The 20,454-nt window shown below is 65.4% G+C and carries 21 protein-coding genes; 12 read left to right on the top strand and 9 right to left on the bottom strand.

What is annotated here, in order from left to right:
- Positions 1-123: 123 nt before the first annotated feature.
- Positions 124-1,434, bottom strand: a complete 1,311-nt coding sequence (locus PSUB009319_RS15100; RefSeq protein WP_124383048.1) for a M20/M25/M40 family metallo-hydrolase — start codon at positions 1,432-1,434, stop codon at positions 124-126.
- 184 nt (positions 1,435-1,618) lie between these two features.
- Here PSUB009319_RS15100 and PSUB009319_RS15105 point away from each other — a divergent pair, with 184 nt between their 5' ends.
- Positions 1,619-2,413 carry a DUF1835 domain-containing protein gene (locus PSUB009319_RS15105; RefSeq protein WP_124383049.1) on the top strand — a complete coding sequence of 265 codons (795 nt, stop codon included), beginning with the start codon at positions 1,619-1,621 and terminating at the stop codon, positions 2,411-2,413.
- A gap of 200 nt (positions 2,414-2,613) precedes the next feature.
- Here the strand turns inward: PSUB009319_RS15105 and kefC are convergent, their stop codons facing one another.
- Positions 2,614-4,572, bottom strand: a complete 1,959-nt coding sequence (gene kefC / locus PSUB009319_RS15110) for a glutathione-regulated potassium-efflux system protein KefC (RefSeq protein ID WP_124383134.1) — start codon at positions 4,570-4,572, stop codon at positions 2,614-2,616.
- Positions 4,573-4,585: 13 nt separating this feature from the next.
- Entirely contained in the window at positions 4,586-5,134 is a 549-nt protein-coding gene (locus PSUB009319_RS15115; protein WP_124383050.1) for an NAD(P)H-dependent oxidoreductase, read from the bottom strand.
- A 400-nt stretch (positions 5,135-5,534) separates the two neighbouring features.
- Here PSUB009319_RS15115 and PSUB009319_RS15120 point away from each other — a divergent pair, with 400 nt between their 5' ends.
- Complete coding sequence (locus PSUB009319_RS15120) at positions 5,535-6,230, top strand: GNAT family N-acetyltransferase (RefSeq protein WP_124383051.1); 696 nt, start codon at positions 5,535-5,537, stop codon at positions 6,228-6,230.
- 177 nt (positions 6,231-6,407) lie between these two features.
- Here PSUB009319_RS15120 and PSUB009319_RS15125 read toward each other — a convergent pair whose 3' ends face one another.
- Entirely contained in the window at positions 6,408-6,677 is a 270-nt protein-coding gene (locus tag PSUB009319_RS15125) for a hypothetical protein (RefSeq protein WP_124383052.1), read from the bottom strand.
- Between the two features lie 444 nt (positions 6,678-7,121).
- Positions 7,122-7,610, bottom strand: coding sequence for an Lrp/AsnC family transcriptional regulator (locus tag PSUB009319_RS15130; protein WP_124383053.1), 489 nt, complete (start codon positions 7,608-7,610; stop codon positions 7,122-7,124).
- A gap of 155 nt (positions 7,611-7,765) precedes the next feature.
- On the opposite strand from PSUB009319_RS15130, the gene hppD reads away from it, so the two are divergent.
- The gene (gene hppD, locus PSUB009319_RS15135) at positions 7,766-8,872 is read left to right on the top strand and encodes a 4-hydroxyphenylpyruvate dioxygenase (protein ID WP_124383054.1); all 1,107 of its coding nucleotides are present in this window, start codon (positions 7,766-7,768) and stop codon (positions 8,870-8,872) included.
- 60 nt (positions 8,873-8,932) lie between these two features.
- Here the strand turns inward: hppD and PSUB009319_RS15140 are convergent, their stop codons facing one another.
- From PSUB009319_RS15140 to PSUB009319_RS15155, 4 genes are all read right to left on the bottom strand, one after another.
- Positions 8,933-9,493 carry a nitrogen fixation protein NifQ gene (locus tag PSUB009319_RS15140; RefSeq protein WP_124383055.1) on the bottom strand — a complete coding sequence of 187 codons (561 nt, stop codon included), beginning with the start codon at positions 9,491-9,493 and terminating at the stop codon, positions 8,933-8,935.
- 6 nt (positions 9,494-9,499) lie between these two features.
- Positions 9,500-9,919 carry a molybdopterin-binding protein gene (locus tag PSUB009319_RS15145; protein WP_124383056.1) on the bottom strand — a complete coding sequence of 140 codons (420 nt, stop codon included), beginning with the start codon at positions 9,917-9,919 and terminating at the stop codon, positions 9,500-9,502.
- Positions 9,920-10,076: 157 nt separating this feature from the next.
- Positions 10,077-10,724 carry an EF-hand domain-containing protein gene (locus PSUB009319_RS15150; protein WP_124383057.1) on the bottom strand — a complete coding sequence of 216 codons (648 nt, stop codon included), beginning with the start codon at positions 10,722-10,724 and terminating at the stop codon, positions 10,077-10,079.
- 137 nt (positions 10,725-10,861) lie between these two features.
- A complete protein-coding gene (locus PSUB009319_RS15155; RefSeq protein ID WP_124383058.1) occupies positions 10,862-11,557 on the bottom strand; it encodes a type II secretion system protein N in 696 nt (231 codons plus the stop codon).
- A gap of 175 nt (positions 11,558-11,732) precedes the next feature.
- Here PSUB009319_RS15155 and gspG point away from each other — a divergent pair, with 175 nt between their 5' ends.
- From gspG to gspD, 9 genes are all read left to right on the top strand, one after another.
- Positions 11,733-12,203 (top strand): type II secretion system major pseudopilin GspG, encoded by a 471-nt coding sequence (gene gspG / locus PSUB009319_RS15160; RefSeq protein WP_124383135.1) that lies wholly within the window; start codon positions 11,733-11,735, stop codon positions 12,201-12,203.
- Between the two features lie 26 nt (positions 12,204-12,229).
- Positions 12,230-12,724 (top strand): GspH/FimT family pseudopilin, encoded by a 495-nt coding sequence (locus PSUB009319_RS15165; RefSeq protein WP_124383059.1) that lies wholly within the window; start codon positions 12,230-12,232, stop codon positions 12,722-12,724.
- A complete protein-coding gene (gene gspI, locus PSUB009319_RS15170; RefSeq protein WP_124383060.1) occupies positions 12,721-13,125 on the top strand; it encodes a type II secretion system minor pseudopilin GspI in 405 nt (134 codons plus the stop codon). Before PSUB009319_RS15165 ends, gspI begins: the two co-directional genes overlap by 4 nt.
- On the top strand, positions 13,106-13,846 hold the full coding sequence (locus PSUB009319_RS15175) for a type II secretion system protein J (RefSeq protein WP_185453480.1): 741 nt from the start codon (positions 13,106-13,108) through the stop codon (positions 13,844-13,846). Before gspI ends, PSUB009319_RS15175 begins: the two co-directional genes overlap by 20 nt.
- A 1-nt stretch (position 13,847) precedes the next feature.
- Positions 13,848-14,933, top strand: coding sequence for a type II secretion system minor pseudopilin GspK (gene gspK / locus PSUB009319_RS15180; protein WP_124383062.1), 1,086 nt, complete (start codon positions 13,848-13,850; stop codon positions 14,931-14,933).
- A 167-nt stretch (positions 14,934-15,100) separates the two neighbouring features.
- Positions 15,101-16,543, top strand: coding sequence for a type II secretion system protein GspL (gspL, locus tag PSUB009319_RS15185; protein ID WP_124383063.1), 1,443 nt, complete (start codon positions 15,101-15,103; stop codon positions 16,541-16,543).
- A gap of 10 nt (positions 16,544-16,553) precedes the next feature.
- Positions 16,554-17,123, top strand: coding sequence for a type II secretion system protein GspM (gene gspM / locus PSUB009319_RS15190; protein ID WP_124383064.1), 570 nt, complete (start codon positions 16,554-16,556; stop codon positions 17,121-17,123).
- 11 nt (positions 17,124-17,134) lie between these two features.
- Positions 17,135-17,995, top strand: coding sequence for a type II secretion system protein N (locus tag PSUB009319_RS15195; protein ID WP_185453481.1), 861 nt, complete (start codon positions 17,135-17,137; stop codon positions 17,993-17,995).
- Between the two features lie 37 nt (positions 17,996-18,032).
- Positions 18,033-20,447, top strand: a complete 2,415-nt coding sequence (gspD, locus tag PSUB009319_RS15200; RefSeq protein ID WP_124383065.1) for a type II secretion system secretin GspD — start codon at positions 18,033-18,035, stop codon at positions 20,445-20,447.
- Positions 20,448-20,454 lie beyond the last annotated feature (7 nt).

A 20,454-nucleotide genomic window follows, 5' to 3' on the forward strand; every position in this document is an offset into this window, starting at 1 on the left:
AATACCCGGCACCCGGGCAAAGCAACGGGACGGAAGCGACGGGAAGGAAGCCACTGAACCGTGGCTTCGCAGAGGCGATTTGCTGCGGCGCGTGTAAGCCTTACGCGCCGCGTTGCAGCCGTGTTACTTGGCCAGACCGGCGCGATCGCGCGACACGTCCATCACCATGCGTGTCAGCAGGTACAAGCGCGGCACGATCGAGTTCAGATCGACGTATTCGGCGTCGTTGGAGTGCGCGCCAAAGCTCGCCAGGCCAAAGCGTTCGATCACAGGCGCCTTGGTCTTCGATGCGGCAAACGCGGCATCGGTACCGCCGCCTTCGGCCTTGTCGTCAACCTCCAGCGTCTTGCCGAGTTCGCCGTAGATCTTCTGGGCGTGCTCAGCCAGCGCGCGCGAGGCGGGCGTGGCTTCCAGCGGCGGGCGGCGGCGCTCGAACCTGGCGCTCACCTGTGTGTCCGGAATCAGCTTGCTCCGGATGCGCTCGTTGACGGTTTCTTCCAGCTTGTCGGCATCGGCCGCGCGCAGCAGGCGCACATCTGCCTGGGCACTGGCCACGGCCGGGATCACGTTGCGATTGGTGCCCGCCTGCGCCACCGTCCAGTTCACCTTCAGGCCGCTTTCAGGCCTGGACAGATCGCGCATCTGCAGCACCTGGTGCGACAGCTCGTACAGTGCATTGCGGCCCTGCTCCGGCGCGCCGCCCGCGTGCGAGGCCTTGCCCTTCACCTCCAGCAGGATCGCGCCGATGCCGCTGGTGGCCAGCGACAGCTTGTCAGACGTCACGCGCGTGCCCTCGCACGAGAACACGGCGTCCTGCTCGGCGCCCAGCTTGGCCTGCATCGCGCGCGCGCCGGGCGAGCTGATCTCTTCGTCACCGTTGATCAGCACCGTGAGCGTGCCGTACTGCTTGAAGTTGACCGCCTGCAGGATCGACACTGTGTGCAGGATGACCGCCACGCCGTTCTTGTCGTCGGCAATGCCCAGGCCATAGGCGCGGTCCCCGTCGATGCGGAACGGCTGCTGCGCGAGCATGCCCTTCAGGTAGACGGTATCCATGTGCGCAATCAGCATGATGTTGCGCTTGCCCTCGCCCTTGAAGCGCGCGAGCACCATCTTGCCGACCTTCTCGGGCGTATCCGCCATGCGGTAGGCGTGGTCGCTCGGGTCGATGAGCTTGACGTCGCCGCCCATGCCGCGCAGGCGGTCGGCAATCACGCCGGCAATCTTGTCCAGCCCTTCGATGTCCTTGCTGCCCGATTCGATCGAGACCAGGGTCTTCATGGTGTCGATCAGCGCGGGCTTTTCCTGCTGGGCGTGCTTGTAGATTTCAGCGGGCGGCACCGCGGCGGCCTGACCGGCAGCCAGCGCACCCACCATTGCAGCAACGGCTAGCATTGCCGTGCGCATGCCCTTGGGCACCAACGGGGCTCTCATGAATGTTTCCTCACCTGTTCTTAGTTATGGTCTGCAACAAAGCGGCGATTTTCGCACGCCCACCTGAGGATTGCCCCCGGGCCATCCGCCCTTTGGAGGGGCACCATGACACCGCGCAAGGGAATACTGATAGACATACGTAAAACGAAAGCGCCGCGCTGACACTCTCGCTACAATTGCTGCCATGCAATACATCCATGTCGTCAACGGCGATGTTGCCGGCGCCACGCTCAAGCAGGCGCTCGCACAGGCTGGCCGCCCCGATTCCGTAGTCGTACTGCGCGACGATCTTGCCGTCGGGCCGCTGGCCGACGTCGACAGCGTGGCGATGGCACGCTCCGGCTTCTGGCAGCGCGTAGCGCCCAACAGCAACATCGACTTCGCCGCCGAGATGCGCGATGCACTCGCGTCGCTGGCTGACCTGCGCGATGCCGCCACGGAAGTCGCCATCTGGCACGGCCAGAGCGCGTCTGACCAACTCATGCTGCGCCGGGTGGCCTTCCACCTGCACCAATCGCCCCAGCGCATCAATGAAGTCGGCATGGATGTGCGCGAACTTGAGGCACCCAACGGCCAGGGGCCGCTCACCACCATCGGCATGTATTCGGGCGCACGGCTGGCGCGGCGGTTTTCGACCATCGCACCCGTGTCGGTGTTGCGCATCGGCCGCCTGGCCTACGAATGGCAGCAGACCGTGCGCGAGAATGCCGATACGCGGCTGTGGAAGGGCAATACGCTGGTGCCGGTGTCGTACGGCACGGTGGACGAGGTGATCCTGGAACACGTGCCGACCGACTGGGCCAGCGCGCGCGACGTGGTCGCCAGCATCATGGGCGCCATCGACGGGTTGCTCGCCAGCGACTGGTTCGTCTTCTGGCGCTGCCGCGAGCTGGTCAGCAACGGCCAACTGCTGCTGCGCGGCGAGGCTGATTCGCTCACGACCTGCGAGCTGCGCCGCAACGTGAGCGTGGCGGTTTAAGCCCGCGCCAATCCGGCCAATTTGGACATCAGAAGCAGGAGCGCCCAAAGCGCTCCTTTTTTTTTGTTCACGCCGTCTTCGCAAGATGCGCCTGCAGGCGGCCGCACTTTGGCCGTCAATCCGGAAACAACACCCACTGTCCCATTCCGGGGGCAACCGTGGACATTTCTTCATACGGCTGCCACTGCGGCGGGCGGGCATCAGCCGTCGCGGCGGATGCCCGCGCGGGCCGGGCAATCGATAGGCGTGCCTGTATCGGCAGATTCACCAGTGTCGATTTCGTTGGCGAGGTCCGCATCGGGCTGCACGTCTTGCACGTCGTTGTGTATATCGCCTTCGCCCCACGGCATGCCGGATTCGCGCAGGCGCTTGCGCTGCGTGCGGTCGCGCTGGAACATCTCGGCCAGTTCGTCACGGCCCTGCTGCGCGAGCGACACGAGCTTCTTCTGATCGCGGTAGACCGGGTAGACCTGCTCCATCGAGTTGAGCGTGTGGCGGCGGAACGTCTGCGCAATGCGATGCGCCTCGTACGGCGCCTTGCCCAGGCCCTCCAGCACCCGGCGGCTGAGCATAAGCGAGCCCTCGAACATCTCCCGCTCGATCACCTCTACGCCGCGGTCGCGCAACTGGTACACGTGTGACACGTTGCGCGCCCGCACATACAGCTTCAGGTGCGGAAAGCGTTCGCGCACGCGGTCGACCACTTCCAGGTTCGTGTCCATGTCGTCGATGGCGACAACCATCATGCGGGCACGGTCGGCGCCGGCGGTCTCGAGCAAGTCCATGCGCGTGGCGTCGCCATAGAAGACCTTGAAACCGAAACGGCGCAGCATGTCGATCTGGTCAGGGTCGTGGTCGAGCACGGTGGGGCGATAGCCCTGGCTGTAGAGCATGCGGCCAACGATCTGCCCGAAGCGGCCGAAACCCACGATGATGACTTCGTTGTCTTGCGGCTCGATCGCATCGGGCGCACGCTTCTTGCCATCCATCAGGCGCGGCACGAGAACCTTGTCATGGAAGAGCAGCAAAAGCGGCGTGGCCGCCATCGACAAGGCAACCACGAGGTTCAGCGCGGCAGCCGTTTCGGCACCGAGCACATTGCCCGCCACGCCGGGGCCGAACACCACAAACGCAAATTCGCCGCCCTGCGAGAGCAGGAACGCAAACAGCCACGCCTGTCCGCGCGCAATGCCAAAGCGCGTGGCCAGCAGGCGCAGCGCGCCAATCTTCACCGCCAGAAAGACGGCAACCAGGCCGATCACCGCCAGCGGCTGGCGCATCAGCACGCCAAAGTCGATCGACATGCCAACGGCCAGAAAGAACAGGCCGAGCAGCAGCCCTTTGAACGGCTCGATATCGGTTTCCAGCGCGTGGCGGTATTCGGAATCGGCCAGCAGCACCCCGGCAATGAAGGCGCCCAGCGCCATCGACAAACCCACGCTGTGCATCAGCAGCGCAATGCCCACGACCAGCAGCAACGAGAACGACGTGAACATCTCGCGCATGTTGGTGCGGGCAATCGCGCGCAGCACAGGCCGCAGCAGCGTGCGCCCGCCAAAGATCACGGCCGCCACCACGCCCACGGCCTTGAGCGCGGCAAGCCAATGGGCGCCGCCTGCGGCATCACCCGCCTCCCCCATTTCGGGCGCCAGCAGCGGCAGCAGCGCAATCAGCGGGATGGCCGCAATGTCCTGGAACAGCAGGATGCCAAAGCTGGCCGTGCCCGCCGGCGTGCGCATCAGGTTGCGCTCGGAGAGCGTCGCCAGCGCAATGGCTGTGGATGACAGCGCCAAACCCAGCCCGGCCACCACTGCCGCGCGCCACGGATGACTCACCGCCATTACCGCCAGCCCGACGGCAAGCGCACACACCGCGAGCTGCAGCCCGCCATAGCCAAAGATGCTGCGCCGGAGCGACCACAGCCGCGCGGGCTCCAGCTCCAGCCCAATCACAAACATCATCAGCACGACGCCAAATTCCGAGAAATCCAGAATCGACTGCACATTGGTAATGAGGCGCAACCCCCACGGGCCCACGATCACCCCGGCCAGCAGATAACCCAGCACCGAACCCAACCCCAGCCGTCGTGCCAACGGCACCGCCACCACGGCCGCAGCCAGGTAGATGACGAAATTGACGAGCAAGTCGTGCGATTGCATGAACGAAGGAGAATCAGTCAAGGTCAACCGGCAGCCATGGCTGCAGGGCGGCGCGGATGCGATCGATATGCGCGGCGATCGCCTCGGGCGTGGCGTCGTCGGCGTCGTGCAGCACGTGCGGCGGCTGCCATTGCATGCCGCACAGCGCGGCAGTCTGCTGCAGCGGCAGGAGGAACATGTCGAACGTGTGGCCGTGGATGCCGTCCGGGTTGTAGGCATGCGCGCGGCCGCCGGTGGTGGCCAGCACCATCACGTGCTTGCCGCGCAGCGCCGTACCGCCCGGTCCGTAGGCCCAGCCCATCTCGAGCACCACGTCCAGCCACTCTTTGAGCAGCGACGGCGTGGCGTACCACTGCACCGGAAACTGGAAGACGATCAGCTCCGCCCCTTCCGCCGCTTCCTGCTCGGTACGCACATCGATGTCGAAATCAGGGTAATGCCAGTACAAATCATGCATGGCGACGCCGGGCAGGCTGGCCAGCGCACGCGCGAGCGGCTTGTTGGCGCGCGAACGGCGTGGCGCAGGATGTGCGTAGATCACAAGAATGCGCGAGGGCGTCATGGAAAATCAGGAGGCGGGTGCGTCTTGATGGCGCATCTTCGCATGGCTATTGTTGAGCCGCGTTACGAACAGAACCCTAGCGCCAGCGGTGATGCAGTGTGCACTGCACTTGAGAAAGCGCCTCACTCCACGCTTTTGCGCGATGCAGCATCTTACGTTGTTGATGCACCACAACCCTTGAGCCTCGGTTCCGCTGCGCTAAATCAATGATTTATCGGGAAACCCTGTAGAAAGTCTGACACCAGACTTACGGGGAAACCCTGATTGCACTACAATGGCATGGTGCGTTGCACAACACTCAGTTGCACCCGATTGAGTGCCCCGGAGGTGCCATCCGCACCTCCGACTTATCACTTCGCCGCCCTGTACTGAAGGGCGCGATCAGAACAGGAACCGTGTCGTGAACCCGCTCGAACTGAGCAAGGCCATCGGCGTCGTCACCCAGGACGACATCGACAAAACGGAAGCAGTGCAAGGCGCGCCGCGTTCCACCGTGCTGGTGCGCGAGCTTGCTGCGCACCATCGGTCGCGCCTGCTCAAACACCTGCTCGCCCTGGGCGAAGAAGACCGCCTGCTGCGTTTCGGCCAGGTGGTGCGGGATCACGTCATCGAGGCATACGTCGACAGCATCGACTTCGACCACGACAAGGTCTTTGGCGTCTACAACGAGCGCCTGGAGCTGGTTGGCGTGGGCCACCTCGCCTACCTGCGCGACAACCCGCAGGGGCGCGTGGCGGAGTTCGGCGTGTCGGTGTCGGAATCGGCGCGCGGCAAGGGCGTGGGCAGCGCGCTGTTCCAGCGTGCCGCCATGCACGGCCAGAACACCAAGGTGCGCACGCTGTATATGCACTGCCTGTCGCGCAACGCGGCCATGATGCACATCGCCAAGAAGGCCGGCATGCGCGTGCAGTACGCCTACGGCGAAGCCGATGCCTACCTGGAGCTGCCGCCCGCCGACACGATGAGCCTGCTGACCGAAGCCATCGATGAACAAGTCGCCGATCTCGACTACATGCTCAAGCGCAACCTGCGCGACGTGCGCCGCTTCGGCCAGCGCTTCTGGCGCTCGCTGGCGCCGCAAAAACGCGCGGTCTGATCGCATTACTCACACGAAAAACGCCCGGCTCAGACCGGGCGTTTGTATTTGGCGCGACATGGCAGCGTCAACCTCCTTTGACCACCCTGGTGAATGCGTGCGGGCCAAGCACATGGCGCCTGCCGGAGTGTTCACTGTCAGCATCCCCGCCCGTCTCGAGGATGCCTTCCCGCTGTTTTAGTTCTCTTCCCGCTCAAGCACGTCCAGCAATTCCCACCGGTCGGGATCGACCAGCACGCCCTCCAGCGTGGTCAACAGATACGCACCAATCGCGTCAAGAAACCCCGCGCGATATTCGGGCGGATGCATCCCAACGATGAACGCGAATTCCCAGCGCAGCGCTTTAGGCCGGAATTGCCGGTACGCATGCAAATCGGTTTGCGTGCGACGCAGGAAATCCCGCGCGGCCAGTGCGCCGGTCAGGTAGTGGCGTTTGCGGTGGGTCATTGGGCACCTCCGTAAGCGGTGTGCGCAGGGGTGCGAGGCGGGGATGGATAGGATGCGGGGCGGTGCCCGCTGGATGCGAACAACATAGAACCTCCGTAGTTCTACAACGTAGGAGGCCCGTTCCTTCATCGCCAGACGGAGGTGGCGGGCCCGACAGTGGGGCTGGCGAACCGGCCTACGGAGAACCGGCAGACCCGGAGGTCTCCCCACTCGGCCCGCCATAGGGGCGTGCGAGTGCACGGACAAAACGCTTACGCGAAAAGCCGCTCCGTAGAAACTACTTTTGGTGGATCGCCAGACCCGTGCCACCACTTGCGCGATGGCCGACGGATTATAGCGAGCGTCATCCTGACGACGAAATCCGACTAGTCTGATTGCGCCGCACATCCACGCATTTCAGCCGGCTGTGGCCTGAAAGCCCTGGCTAGAACAGTGAGGATTGGCTCAAACCACCACCGGCAACGCCGTCGTATCCTTGATCCGCTCCAGCGCAAAACTGCTCTTCACATCAATCACCGCCGGGTGGGCGAGCAGTTGGTCGCGGATGAACCGCGCGAAGTGCTCCATGTCTTCCACGAACACCTTGAGCAGGTAGTCCATCTCGCCGGTCATGGCGTAGCACGTGACCACCTCGGGCCAGGTGGCGACGGCGGCGCGAAACAGGTCTGACGGCGCCTTGCCCTTGGGCGCCCCGCCCTGCTTCTCCAGCCGCACGTTGATATACGCCGACAGCCCCAGGCCGATCTTGCCGGGGTCGAGCAGTGCGGCGTACTGGCGGATCACGCCGGACTCCTCGAGGCGGCGGATGCGTCGCAAACACGGGCTGGGCGACAGGTTCACCCGCTCGGCGACTTCCAGGTTGGTGAGGCGGCCGTTGTTCTGCAGGACTTCCAGGATCTTGCGGTCGATCTTGTCGAGTTCCACTTTATTCATTTTGTTGCTCCGCACCAATTAATTCGGCAATTTTCTTGCGCAAATTTAGCAAGGTAGGCACAAGTTCGCAATTTTTGCGTGGATTGACACTTCTACACTGCGAGGATCGTCAAAGACCTGAGCGCCCCAACGCTCCAGCCCTGCAGGAGACCGCTATGCAATTCACGCCTTGGGAAAACCCGATGGGCACCGCCGGCTTCGAGTTCATCGAATACGCCGCGCCGGACCCCGTTGCCATGGGCAAGCTGTTCGAGAACATGGGCTTTACCGCCATTGCGAAGCACCGCCACAAGAACGTGACGCTGTATCGGCAGGGCGAGATCAACTTCATCATCAACGCCGAGCCCGATTCGTTCGCGCAGCGCTTTGCGCGTCTGCACGGCCCGTCGATCTGCGCGATTGCGTTCCGCGTGCAAGACGCCGCGTTCGCCTACAAGCGCGCGCTGGAACTCGGCGCCTGGGGTTTCGACACCCACAGCGGCCCGATGGAGCTGAACATTCCGGCCATCAAGGGCATTGGCGATTCGCTGATCTATCTGGTGGACCGCTGGGCTGGCAAGAACGGCGCCAAGGCTGGCGACATCGGCAACATCAGCATCTATGACGTTGATTTCGTGCCCATCGCGGGCGCCAACCCAAACCCCACCGGGCACGGCCTGACCTACATCGACCACCTGACGCACAACGTCTACCGTGGCCGCATGAAGGAATGGGCCGAGTTTTACGAACGCTTCTTCAACTTCCGTGAGGTGCGCTACTTCGATATCGAAGGCCAGGTCACGGGCGTGAAGAGCAAGGCGATGACGAGCCCGTGCGGCAACATCCGCATCCCCATCAACGAGGAAGGGACGGAGAAGGCCGGCCAGATCCAGGAATATCTGGACATGTACCACGGCGAGGGCATCCAGCACATTGCGCTGGGTTCGACCGCGCTGGACAAGACGGTGGACGCGCTGCGCGCCAACGGCATCAAGCTGCTGGACACCATCGACACGTATTACGAGCTGGTCGACAAGCGCATCCCCGGCCATGGCGAAAACGTGGCGGAGCTGAAGAAGCGCAAGATTCTGATTGATGGCGCGCCGGGCGACTTGCTGCTGCAGATCTTCTCCGAGAACCAACTTGGGCCGATCTTCTTCGAGTTCATCCAGCGCAAGGGCAACCAGGGCTTTGGCGAGGGCAACTTCAAGGCGCTGTTCGAGTCGATCGAACTCGACCAGATGCGCCGTGGCGTGCTCAAAGCCGACGATCAGCCGGCCTGACGTTCCTCACTTCAGGTTTGCTTGCTCCACACCCCGCTGGTTCGCCACCGGGGTGTTTTTTCATGCGCGCTGTGCCGGGAAGCAGTGGCCAAAGTCTTCACAGCCGGGGCACCCCGGCGCGGGGCCGGGCACACGGCCATGGGCGCGTGCCACTTCCTGGGCGAGAAACGCCTTCCAGCGCAGGTTGGCGGTGTTGCGTGCAACGAGCGCGGGGTAGTGGCGCGTGAGCAGGTCGGTCACGTCATCGCGGCCGGAGAGGCCGAGATCGCGCCAGAGATGGTCCGGCCGCAAGCACGCGGCGGCAAGGATGGTGGCAAGGCAGCGGGCGTCCGCCGCATCTGCCGGTGTCGCTGGGTGATCAAACTGCGCCAGCAAGGCGATCAGCTCTGCCACAAAGGGTGGCGCATCGGCCAACGGCTGCTCGGGCAGGGCGACGTCGATGGCGGCATCGGGAAAGTGCCGCGTCATCAGCACAGCAAGATCCTCGCGCCCGAGGCCGAGTGCGGCGAGGTCGCCCGCATCCATGCGCGCCGCAATCAGCCGCGCGAACAATCGCGTGTCGGGCGCATGCGCATTGCGTGCTCCGGCAAGCAGGATGTTCAGTGCGGGCAGTTGCGGCATGGTCGATCAGTCCACCGCCAGGATCACGCTCGATGCCTTGACCACCGCCGCCACCGGCTTGCCCGTTGCCAACCCCAGGCGCGCCACGCTGTCGTTGGTGATGATGGCGGCAATCTCCAACGCGCCGGCCGAGATGGTCACGTCAGAATTGACCGCACCGGCTTTGATGCTCAACACCGTGCCCACGAACACGTTGCGGGCCGACACCTTCGATGCGTCCGCATCCACCATCACGATCACGGACGACGCCTTGATGAGTGCCGACGCCTTGCTGCCCACGGCCAGGCCGAGCGACTTGGTGCTCGCTTGCGTGATGACGGCTACGACCGACGCGTTGCCGATCTTGAGCGTCACTTCGTCATTGACCGCGCCCGAGTGGATGGCGGTGACTTCGCCCGAAAAGTGGTTGCGTGCGCTGGTCTTCATGATGGTTTTCTCCGTTACATGGTGCCGTGACACCGCACTGTAGCCAAATCGACCCACGCCGGTATTGCGCCAGATTGATGATGCAAATTGGCGCGATCAATAAAAACGGCGCCCGAAGGCGCCGCTTGCTTACAACACATACCGCAGGTGCGGAGAATTACTCGCCCTTGGTGGCCGACGGCCCGCCCGGCATGGCCGCAGCTGCCGGGGTGTTCTTCTGCGCCTTGCGGGCATCGTGACGGGCCTTCATGTAGGCGCGGATCTCGTCTTGCGTGATCTTGCCGTCGTGGTTGGCGTCGATCTCGTCAAAGTGCTTGGCCAGGCGTGGCAAGCCGGCCTGCACTTCGTCCTTGGTCAGGGAGCCGTCATTGTCCTTGTCGGCAGCCTTGAACTTGGCGTCGAAGCGTTGCGCCATCTTTTCGCGCATCTCGCCCTTGTGGGCCTTGTGCCAGGCAGCCAGCTCGTCCTTGCTGAGTTGGCCGTCGTGGTTGGTGTCGATCTGGTCGAAGTTCTTCTCAAGCCAAGCGTGGCCCTTTGCCTCGTCGCGCGAGATCTGGCCGTCGCCGTTGGTGTCGATGGCCTTGAAGCCGCCGTGGTGCCCCGGCTTGTCAGCGCGGGCGCTGGTTGAGGCGGCTGGTGCGGCTGGTGCGGCTGGTGCGGCTGGTGCGGTAGCTGGTGCCGTGGCAGGCGCTTGTGCGCTGGGGGCGGGAGCGCTGGCGTCCTGAGCGCGGGCGTTCATGCCCGACATGGCCAGGAACACGGCCGAGGTGGCGAGGAAGGCTTGGACAGCACGTTTGTTGGTCATGGTCAGCTCCTTTTCACATGGACTGTGTAGCGGATTAGAACCCGACAATGCCAGCGCGTTGCCGGCTTTTACACGCTGTTACCCCGATGACACGCGCTGTAATATGCGCCCGCCAGCGCATGGCGAGCCGCAAAAACCTACTGCTGGCCACCCGCCGGGGCCACGTCGCCCTTGCGTGCTGCGGCCGCTGCGCGATGGCGCGGGCCGGCGATGCCGCCACCCTGATTGCCGGCTTCGTCGCCCATGTTCGTCTGCGCGGGCGCAAGGGGCAGCATGGCGCCCGGCATGGCCGTGTTGGCCGGGTTGTTGGCCACGGGCGGCGCAGGCGGCGCTGACGGCGGCATGGCTGGCGTCGACAACGGAGCGGCGGCACCCGACGGCGGCAGCGGCAGCGGCGGCGCATTGCGGTTGGCTGGCGACACCCCTGCCACGGCGCTGGCCGGCAGCGCAATCTCCTGGCGTGCGCCGTTACGTTCGATCACCACCGAGCGCGCCTTGATTTCCACCAGCTTGAGGTTGGATGACAGCGACTTGCCAGCCCGCACAGCCTGCGGGGCACCGCCATCCACTGACACGATGGCCGCGCCGCCGCCATCCGCCAAGTCGGCCACCACACCCATCACCTGTACATCGCGCGGGCCGCTCTGCGGGCCACCGCCAAAGAGCGTGACGGCCGCGCCGGTCTCAAGCGCATCGGTCTGGGCCACACGGGCCTCGCGTGGCGCAGAGAGCGCGCGCAGCGACCACAGCGTCAGCACCCAATGCGTCAGCAGCGCGCACAGGGCAGCGAACAGTACAAGACTGAGCAGGCGGGACGACTGTCGAGCGGTCATGAAATAGGGCGAGACACCGTAGGAATACGCCGATTCTATCCGCCCTTCATGCCGGTTCGGTGAACAGCTTGGAGGGGCGGCTCTAGACCCAATGCAGCATGACCCTGCCACGCAATCTGTGGTCATATGTCACGGATATACTGTGCCTCTTCCCCTCATTGCCAACTCTGTCGCCATGATGCAAGGCCAACTTCGCTCCTCTTTCCGCCAACGCGCCCTCGCCCGCAGCACGGCGCGTGGCTTCACCCTGATCGAGATCATGGTGGTGGTGGTGATCCTGGGCATCCTCGCCGCGCTGGTGGTGCCAAAGATCATGAGCCGCCCCGATGAGGCGCGCATCATCGCCGCCAAACAGGACATCGCGTCCATTTCGCAGGCACTCAAGCTCTATCGCCTGGACAACGGCCGCTATCCGACCACCGAGCAGGGTATTGGTGCGCTGGTCGCCAAGCCCACCACCGAGCCGATCCCCAACAACTGGAAGGGCGGCGGCTATCTGGAACGCCTGCCCAAAGACCCATGGGGCCATCCGTACCAATATCTGAACCCAGGCGTGCGCGGTGAAGTGGACGTCTTCAGCTTTGGCGCCGACGGCCAGGCCGGCGGCACAGGCAACGACGCCGATATCGGCAACTGGGACAACTAAGCTCACGCCCAGCCTGCCCACTCACCATGTTCGGCCATCCACGTCGCCGCCAGCACACTCGTGGCTTTACGCTACTGGAGTTGCTGGTGGTGGTGGTCATCATCGGCATCGTGCTGGCCGTGGTGGCCGTAAACGCCACGCCCAACCCGCGCTCGCAACTGGCCGATGACGCGCAGAAACTGGGCCGCCTGATCGAACTCGCGCAGGAAGAGGCGCAGCTCACCTCGCGGCCCGTGGCGTGGGAAGGTGACGCACAGGGCTGGCGCTTCTATGAATCGACACCCAACGGCTGGCGCTTGCTCAATCGCGACGTGCTGGCGCCGGGCCACTGGCGACAAGGTATGGACAACGTACAGATCGTCGCCGGTGCGGCTTCGGTGCCGGGCGCGCCGCAGCGGCTGGTGTTCGGCCGCGAGGCGATTGGCCTGCCGTGGCGCGTGGCGTTGACCTCGCAAGGTGCGCGGGTGGATGTCGTGTCCGACGGCGGCCCGCGTGTGTTGACGGAGACGCAAACGCAATGACGCGCGGCCAGGTCCTCCACCCCGCGCATACGCGCGGCTTCACGCTGCTCGAAGTGCTGGTTGCGCTGACCATTGTGGCCGTGGCGCTGACTGCGACCATGCGCGCCATGGGCAGCATGACCACCGCCAGCGATTCTTTGCAGACGCGCATGATCGCCACCTGGAGCGCGGAAAACCACTTGGCCAACCTGCGCCTGGCACGCACTTTTCCTGACCCCGGCGCGCGCGGCTTTGCGTGCCCGCAGGGCGATACGCAACTGTGGTGCGAAGAAACCATCGCCACCACGCCCAACCCGCTGTTCCGCCGCGTGGAGGTGTCCGTCTATCCGGACGCGAGCAAATCCGTGCGCCTGGCCTGGCTCGTGACCTTGCTCCCCAACGATGCGCGCAATGTCTTCTGAACGCCGCGCGCGCGGCTTCACCCTGCTCGAACTGCTGGTGGCGATCACGCTGCTGGCCATTCTGGCCGTGATCGCCTGGCGCGGGCTGGACAGCATGACCCGCACGCACGAAGCACTGGCCCAGCGCGACGAACGCATCGAGGCGCTCAAAACCGCCTACGCCCAGTTCGATGCCGATTGCACCCAATTGGCCGATCCGAACACGCTGTCGCGCTCGCCCATTGAGGTGGACGCCAACCGCGTGCTGATGGTGCGCGACCGCCGCGACGATGGTCAGCCACCTGCGTGGCAGGTGGTGCTCTATCGCATCATCGACGGCCGACTTGAACGCCTGCAAAGCCAGCCGATCACCAACCGCGGGGACTTGCGCAATGCGCTGGACAACCTGCGCCAGAGCGGCCAGGGTGGTGGTGGCGCAGCGCGCTACCTGCTCGCCACCAACGTCGACGGCATCAGCGCGCGCGCCTGGATCGAACCCGGCGGCTGGATGGATAACACCGGTGCGCTGTCGGCGGCGCTGTTTCCGGCCGGTAGCAACACCACTACCCTCACCGGCCTGCCTTCAGCGTCCACGCCCGGCGCGTCGGCGCCGCCGGCCAACAGCCAGGGCGTGGTGGTGCCAGCGGCATCGGTGCGCGCGGTGGAGCTGGCGCTGCTCGTGCGCATGACGCCACAGGGCGCGCCCCAGCGCTTTACGCGTATCTGCATGACGGGGCTCTGACATGGCGCGATGCTCTCGTCGGCTGACTCAACGCATGCCACACGCCAGGCGCCAGCGCGGCGCGGCCATCATCACCGCGCTGCTGGTGGTCACGCTGGCGGTGGTGATCGTCTCGGGCATGCTGTGGCGCCAGCAGGTGGAGATCCGCGCGGTGGAAAACCAGCGCCTGAAAGCGCAGGCCACGTGGATCGCGCGGGCAGGCATCGACTGGGCGCGGCTCATCCTGCGCGACGACCAGCGCCGCACCGGCGCCGTCGATCACCTGGGCGAAATCTGGGCCGTACCTATTCAGGAGACCAAGCTGTCGGACTTCCTCGGCAGTTCGCTGCGCACCGACACGGCGGGCGAGGAGTCGTACCTGTCGGGCCGCATCTTCGATGCTCAGGCGCGCTTCAACCTGATGAACCTGCTGACCGCGCAGACGCTGGGCACGCGCACCATCATCACCGGCCGCGACAAGGACGGCATCAAGGCGTATGGCCTGCTGCTGCAATCGCTGAACATCGACCCGAGCCTGGCCAACCTGACGGCAACATATCTGGCGCAGATGCTGGGCGGCTTCCACTCGGTCGAGGGCACGCAGGGCGGCCAGCAAGGCGGTGAAGACAGCAGCAGCGGGGGCGGCGGCAGCAATAGCAATGGCCCGCGCCCGCTCGATGACGTTGGCAGCCTGCTGACGATTCCTGGTTACACGGCGGACATGATCACCAAGCTGCGCCCCTACGTGGTGGTGTTGCCCACCCGCACACAGATCAACGCCAATACGGCCAGCGCCGAAGTGCTGGCCGCCGTCATCCCGAACCTGAGCCTGGATCGCGCCCGCTCGCTGGTGCAGGCGCGCGACCGCGCGTACTTCCGCAATATCGGCGACGTCACCAACCAGTTGCGCGGCCTTGCCCCAGGGGCCGACTCCACTGCGGCGGCCAACCTGCTGGACGTGCAGACGCACTATTTCCTGGTCTATGGAATGGCCCGCCACGAGCGTGCGAGGATCGGGGAAGTGGCGCTTGTTTCACGTGGCGATCCGGTCAACAATAACGCGACCCGCATCGTCTGGATCCGCCGTGTTGACGAGATTCCGTCATGACGGCAGCGCAATACCAATACCCCTCCACATGCGGGCGCGCCGCTTGTAGACAGACCTTGGCCTTCGCCGTATTGTCATCCGCATCGTTCAGCATCGCGGGTCTTGCGCAATCCGGCGGCTCCGTTGGCAGTTCGCATTCACACTCTCAAGATCGATAGAGGAGCGGTTTGACGACCTCCCTGTACGTGCGCCTGCCGCACCGGCCCATTCAATCGCCCGAACGTTGGTCGGCGGGCGCGCTTGCTTCCGTGCCTTTTGCGCTGGTGCGTGAAGAAGGTGCGCAAGGGCCGCAACGCGTTCAGCGCGAAGGCACGTCGCGCCCCGATGAACTGCCCGCGGCGGACCGCCTGATCCTGCTACTGCCCGCCGCCGATGTGCTGCTGGTGCCGGCCAACGTGCCGCCGCTGGCTAGCCCCAAGTTGCGCCTGGCGCTGCCCAATCTGGTGGAAGACCGCCTCGTGCAGGACGCGCAGCAATGCCATATCGCCCTGGGCCCGCGCCTGGGCGATGCACCGGCCCGTGGCTGGCGTGCGCCGCGCGAGCCGCAGTCGCGCGCGCTGATGATTGCCGACCGCGCGTGGGTTCGCTTCATTCTCGATACCTTCGCCAGCCACAAGCACCGTACCTGCCACTTGCTGCCTGCGCAGCTTTGCGTGCCGTTTGAAACGCCTGCCGCAGCCACGGTGCCCATTGCAGAATCGACACACGACGTCGAACGCGCTGAGCCGTCGCTCGATGCCGCTGTTGAACCGGCACCCGAAGCACCCGGTGTTGAAACCTCTGCCGCGGTCGCTCCGGCCACCATTGCACTTGATGCAGCGCCGCCGTCCGACCCGAACGCGCCCCTCGCCGTCGACATCACCGTACGCACCAGCCGCGCCGAGGGCTACGGCCTGCGCCTGCTGCCGGCCAACGTTGGCAACTGGCTGTGCATTGCGCCCACGCCGGCCACGCTGATGGTGTCGCCCGCACTGCATGCATTGGCAACTGAGTTGGCACCCGGCCTGTCAGTCGACCCCGCCACCGCCACGCTGGATTGGTCCACCTGGGCCGCTGGCGCACGCGACGCCCTGGCCTCGGGCGAGGCCGATCTCTGCCAATTCGACTTTGCACGCGGCGGCGTGGCTGGCATGGACTGGAGCCGCTGGCGCCTGCCGATCGCCCTGGCCGTGCTGCTGGTGGTGGTGCAGCTCGTCGGCATGAACGCGCGCTGGCTCACGCTGCGCGCCGAGCAAAAGCGGCTTGATAACGCGATGCGCGCGCAGTTGCAGACGGCCTTCCCGAATACGCCGGTGATCCTCGACCCGCCCGCGCAGATGCGCCGCCAGGTCGAGCAATTGCGCCTGGCCGCCGGCAAATCGGCGCCGGAAGATTTCCTGCCGCTGGCTGATCGCTTTGCCCAGGCCGCCACCAGCCTTGCGCCCGACGCGCTGCTCGCGCTCGATTACCACGGCCGCGCGCTGACAGTCACGCTCAAGGACGGCACCGACACCGCCAGCCTGCGCACCGCCGCCCGCAACGTCGGCCTGAACATGGACACCGCCGAGGCACCGCGCGGCGCCGAGGCCACCGTGCCTGGCTCGCGCTGGACTGTCTCCATCGCCCAATAACGATTCCTCCATGGCGACTTCCTCCCCTTCCCCTGCCCGATCGTCATCCCGCCGCTTGCCGCGCCTTGGCGTGCCGGACTCGGTACGCGATGCGGCCACGACGTTCTGGATGCAGCGCGAGCCGCGCGAACGCCAGATCCTGGCTGGCGGCGGCATCATCCTGTTGCTCGTCATCGTCTACCTTGTGCTGTGGGAGCCCGCCTTTGAAGGCCAGCACCGCATTGAAAAGGCCCTGCCGCAAATGCGCAGCCAACTGGCCGAGATGGAAACGCTCGGCCAGGAAGCACGCGGCCTCTCTGCCATTGCAGCCGCACCCGTGCCGCACGGCGCGGAGCTGCAGCAGGCGCTCAACACGAGCCTGACCAACCATGGCCTGAAGGCCACGCGGATGGCCATGTCGGGCGAGAGCGTGCAGGTGCAACTGGACAAGGTGCCCTTTGGCGCCGTCGCCGAATGGCTGCAGGAAGTGCGGCAGGCGCAGCGCATGAAGGTGATCGACACGAACATCAAGTACGTGGGCGCGACCGCCCTGGTCAACGTGACGGCGACGCTGCAAGGCCCCGCCGCCGCAGGCCGCTGACGGGTTCGATCGTGCCGATAGGGATTGAATCGTTGCCGCCGTTGCGCCTGCGCCGCCGTGCCGAGTCCGACGAGCGCACGAGCTTGGGCTGGCGCGTGCTGTGGTGCGGCGTAGCGCTGCTGGCCGTGGGCGTGACCGTGGTGGCGCAGTATCCGGCCGCATGGGTGGCTGAGCGCGTCGCCGCTGCCACCGGACACCGCGTGTTGCTGGCCGACAGCCAGGGCAGTATCTGGCACGGCAGCGCAACACTGGCGCTGACAGCCGGCAACGGCGGTGCCGATGCGACAGTGCTGCCCGGTCGGCTGTCATGGTCGGTCGATATGCTGCCGTTGCTGACCGGCACGCTGCGGGCGCATCTGACGCACGATCGCGCGCTGGAGAAGCCCGTCACGCTGATGGTGGCGCCGGGGCATTGGGAAGCAGAGGCGGGCACGGTCACGCTGCCGGCATCGTTGCTGGAGGGCGTTGGTGCGCCGTTCAACACGCTCAAGCTGGACGGCCGGCTGCGTGCGCAGTGGACGCCGCTCTCTGGCCAATTTGGTCGCGCGTCGGGACGTAGTCAGGGCCAACCAAACACCGCTCAGGGCGCGCTGACTGTCACGCTTGAGCAGGTATCATCCAGCCTCAGTCGTGTACGGCCGCTGGGCAGCTACCAGGCGGTGATGTCGTTTGGCGGCGTGAGCGGCGGCCCGATGCAGTTGTCGCTGTCGACACTGGCCGGGCCGTTGTCTTTGCAGGGCCAGGGCACCCTTGGCCAGGGCGCGCATTTTGACGGGGTGGCCAGTGCCACGCCGGAATCGGAACCGCAATTGATTGGCCTGTTGAGTCTGCTGGGCCCGCGCGACGGGTCGCACCATCGACTCCGCTTTTGATCCTCAAGCCGGCGCGCGAGCCAGCGTGCCGACAACCATGAACGAGACCATGCACAACGCCTCTTCCCGACTCACCGTTCGCGCCATCGTCCTGGCATGCTGCGCAACAATGGTGGCCGGCTCGATGCCAGTCTTTGCCGCCCCGCCGAGCACGGCATCCGCCCAGAACGGCGCCGCTGGCAACCCGGGGGATGAGGTCTCGCTGAATTTCGTCAACGCGGATCTGGACTCGGTGGTCAAGGCCGTGGGCCAGGCCACCGGCAAGAACTTCATCGTCGACCCGCGCGTGAAAGGCACTGTCAACCTCGTCACTGAAAAGCCGGTGACGCGCTCGCAGGCGCTGGAATCTCTCGGCTCAATCCTGCGCATGCAGGGCTACGCGATTGTCGAGGGCAACGGTTTCACCAAGGTTGTGCCAGAAGCCGACGCCAAGCTGCAGGGCTCCCCCACCAGCGTGGGCGCTGCGGGCTCACGCGGCGGTGAACAGGTCGTCACGCAGGTCTTCCGCCTGCAGCATGAGTCGGCCAACAACCTGGTGCCGGTGCTGCGCCCGATGATCGCGCCCAACAACACGATCACCGCGTACCCGGCCAACAACACGCTGGTCATTACCGACTACGCCGACAACCTGCGCCGCATCGGCCGCATCATCGCCTCGATCGACACGCCCGTAGCCGGCGAGACCGAGCTGATTGCGCTGAAGAACGCCGTGGCGATCGACGTGGCCGCCACGCTGCAAAAGCTGCTCGACCCGTCAGCCGGCGGCACGGGTGGCGCGGCCGCCGGCGCGGCGCTGTCGGACCCGAGCCTGCGTACCTCCGTAGTGGCCGAGCCGCGCTCGAACAGTGTGATGATCCGTGCTTCCAGCGCGGCACGCCTGGCGCAGGCCAAGCAACTGATTGCCAAGCTGGACGTGCCCAACGCACGCCCCGGCAATATCTGGGTGGTGCCGCTCAAGAACGCCAACGCGGTGCAACTGGCAACCACGCTGCGCGCCATCGTGGCGGCGGATGCCACGCTGTCGGCAGCGTCGGCCACCAGCCCTGGCGGCCAGAGCGCCGCGCAAGGCGCCACGTCGCAGCCGACGGGCGGCATGAGCAGCGCGCAAAACCAGAACACGCAGAACACCAACTACGGCTCGGGCTCGGGCTCGGGCAGCGGCTCGGGGAGCAGCGGCTCTTCGTTCCGTGCCTCGTTCGGGCAGAACAACACGCCGACCACCGGCGGCATCATCCAGGCCGATCCGGCCACCAACGCACTCATCATCACTGCCAGCGAGCCGGTCTACCGCAACCTGCGCGCCGTGATCGACGACCTGGATGCGCGCCGCGCGCAGGTCTACATCGAATCGATGATCGTCGAGGTGACGGCCACCAAGGCCTCGCAGCTCGGCATCCAGTGGCTGGTGGGCGGAGGCGGACCGGGCACGTTCGTCGGTGGCGGCACCAACTACGGCACCGGCTCGGGCAACTTGATCAGCCTGGCCGGTACGATCGCCGCCATCGGCTCGGGCGGCATCGGCAGCACAGCAGCACAAACGGCGCTGGGTAACCTCAACGTTGGCCAACTCAACGGCGGTAACTTCGGGGTGTTCAACAGGGGCAGCGGCTTGGGCGTGCTTCTGTCGGCGCTCGGTTCGGACGGCTCGGTCAACGTGCTGTCCACGCCCAACCTGATCACGCTGGATAACGAGGAAGCCAAGATCCTGATCGGCCAGAACGTGCCGATCACCACGGGCTCGTATGCGCAGACCGGCAGCGCGGCCTCGGTCACGCCGTTTCAGACGTTCGACCGCAAGGACGTGGGCATCACGCTGCGCGTCAAGCCGCAGATCACCGATGGCGGGCTGGTGAAGCTGCAGATCTTCCAGGAATCGTCGGCAGTGGTGCCAGGCACGCAGAATGCGACGCAAGGCCCGACCACCAACGTACGGTCGATTGAAACCAATGTGCTCGCAAATGACGGCCAAGTCGTCGTGCTGGGCGGCCTGCTGGAAGACAACTACCAGGACGGCGAACAGAAGGTGCCAGGCCTGGGCGACATCCCGCTGTTGGGCGCGCTGTTCCGCTCGGAGAACAAAACGCGTGTGAAGACCAACCTGCTGGTGTTCCTGCGCCCGATCATCCTGCGCACGGCGGATGCCACCGGCGCGCTGTCGGACAACCGCTACAGCTACATGCGCGACACGCAGCAGGGTTTTGTCTCGCCGAACATGTTGCCGACTACCTCCGACAAAGACACACCGGTGCTGCCCGCGCCGTCAGCCATGCGCCCGGCCGACAACTACGGCGATGTGTCGATCGTGCCGAAGGGGCCGGCCGGCACGCAAGTGCCTCCGGGTGCCCCGATGCCGATGCCGCAAGGCACCACCCGCAGCCAGCCGCGCCTGCAGAACTTTGCGCCCCCCACTTCGGGCGGCTTCGACAGCAACGCACCAAGGAACGGCGGCTGAGGACACC

The sequence above is a fragment of the Ralstonia sp. SET104 genome (genome assembly GCF_003851545.1).
Lineage (GTDB): Bacteria > Pseudomonadota > Gammaproteobacteria > Burkholderiales > Burkholderiaceae > Ralstonia.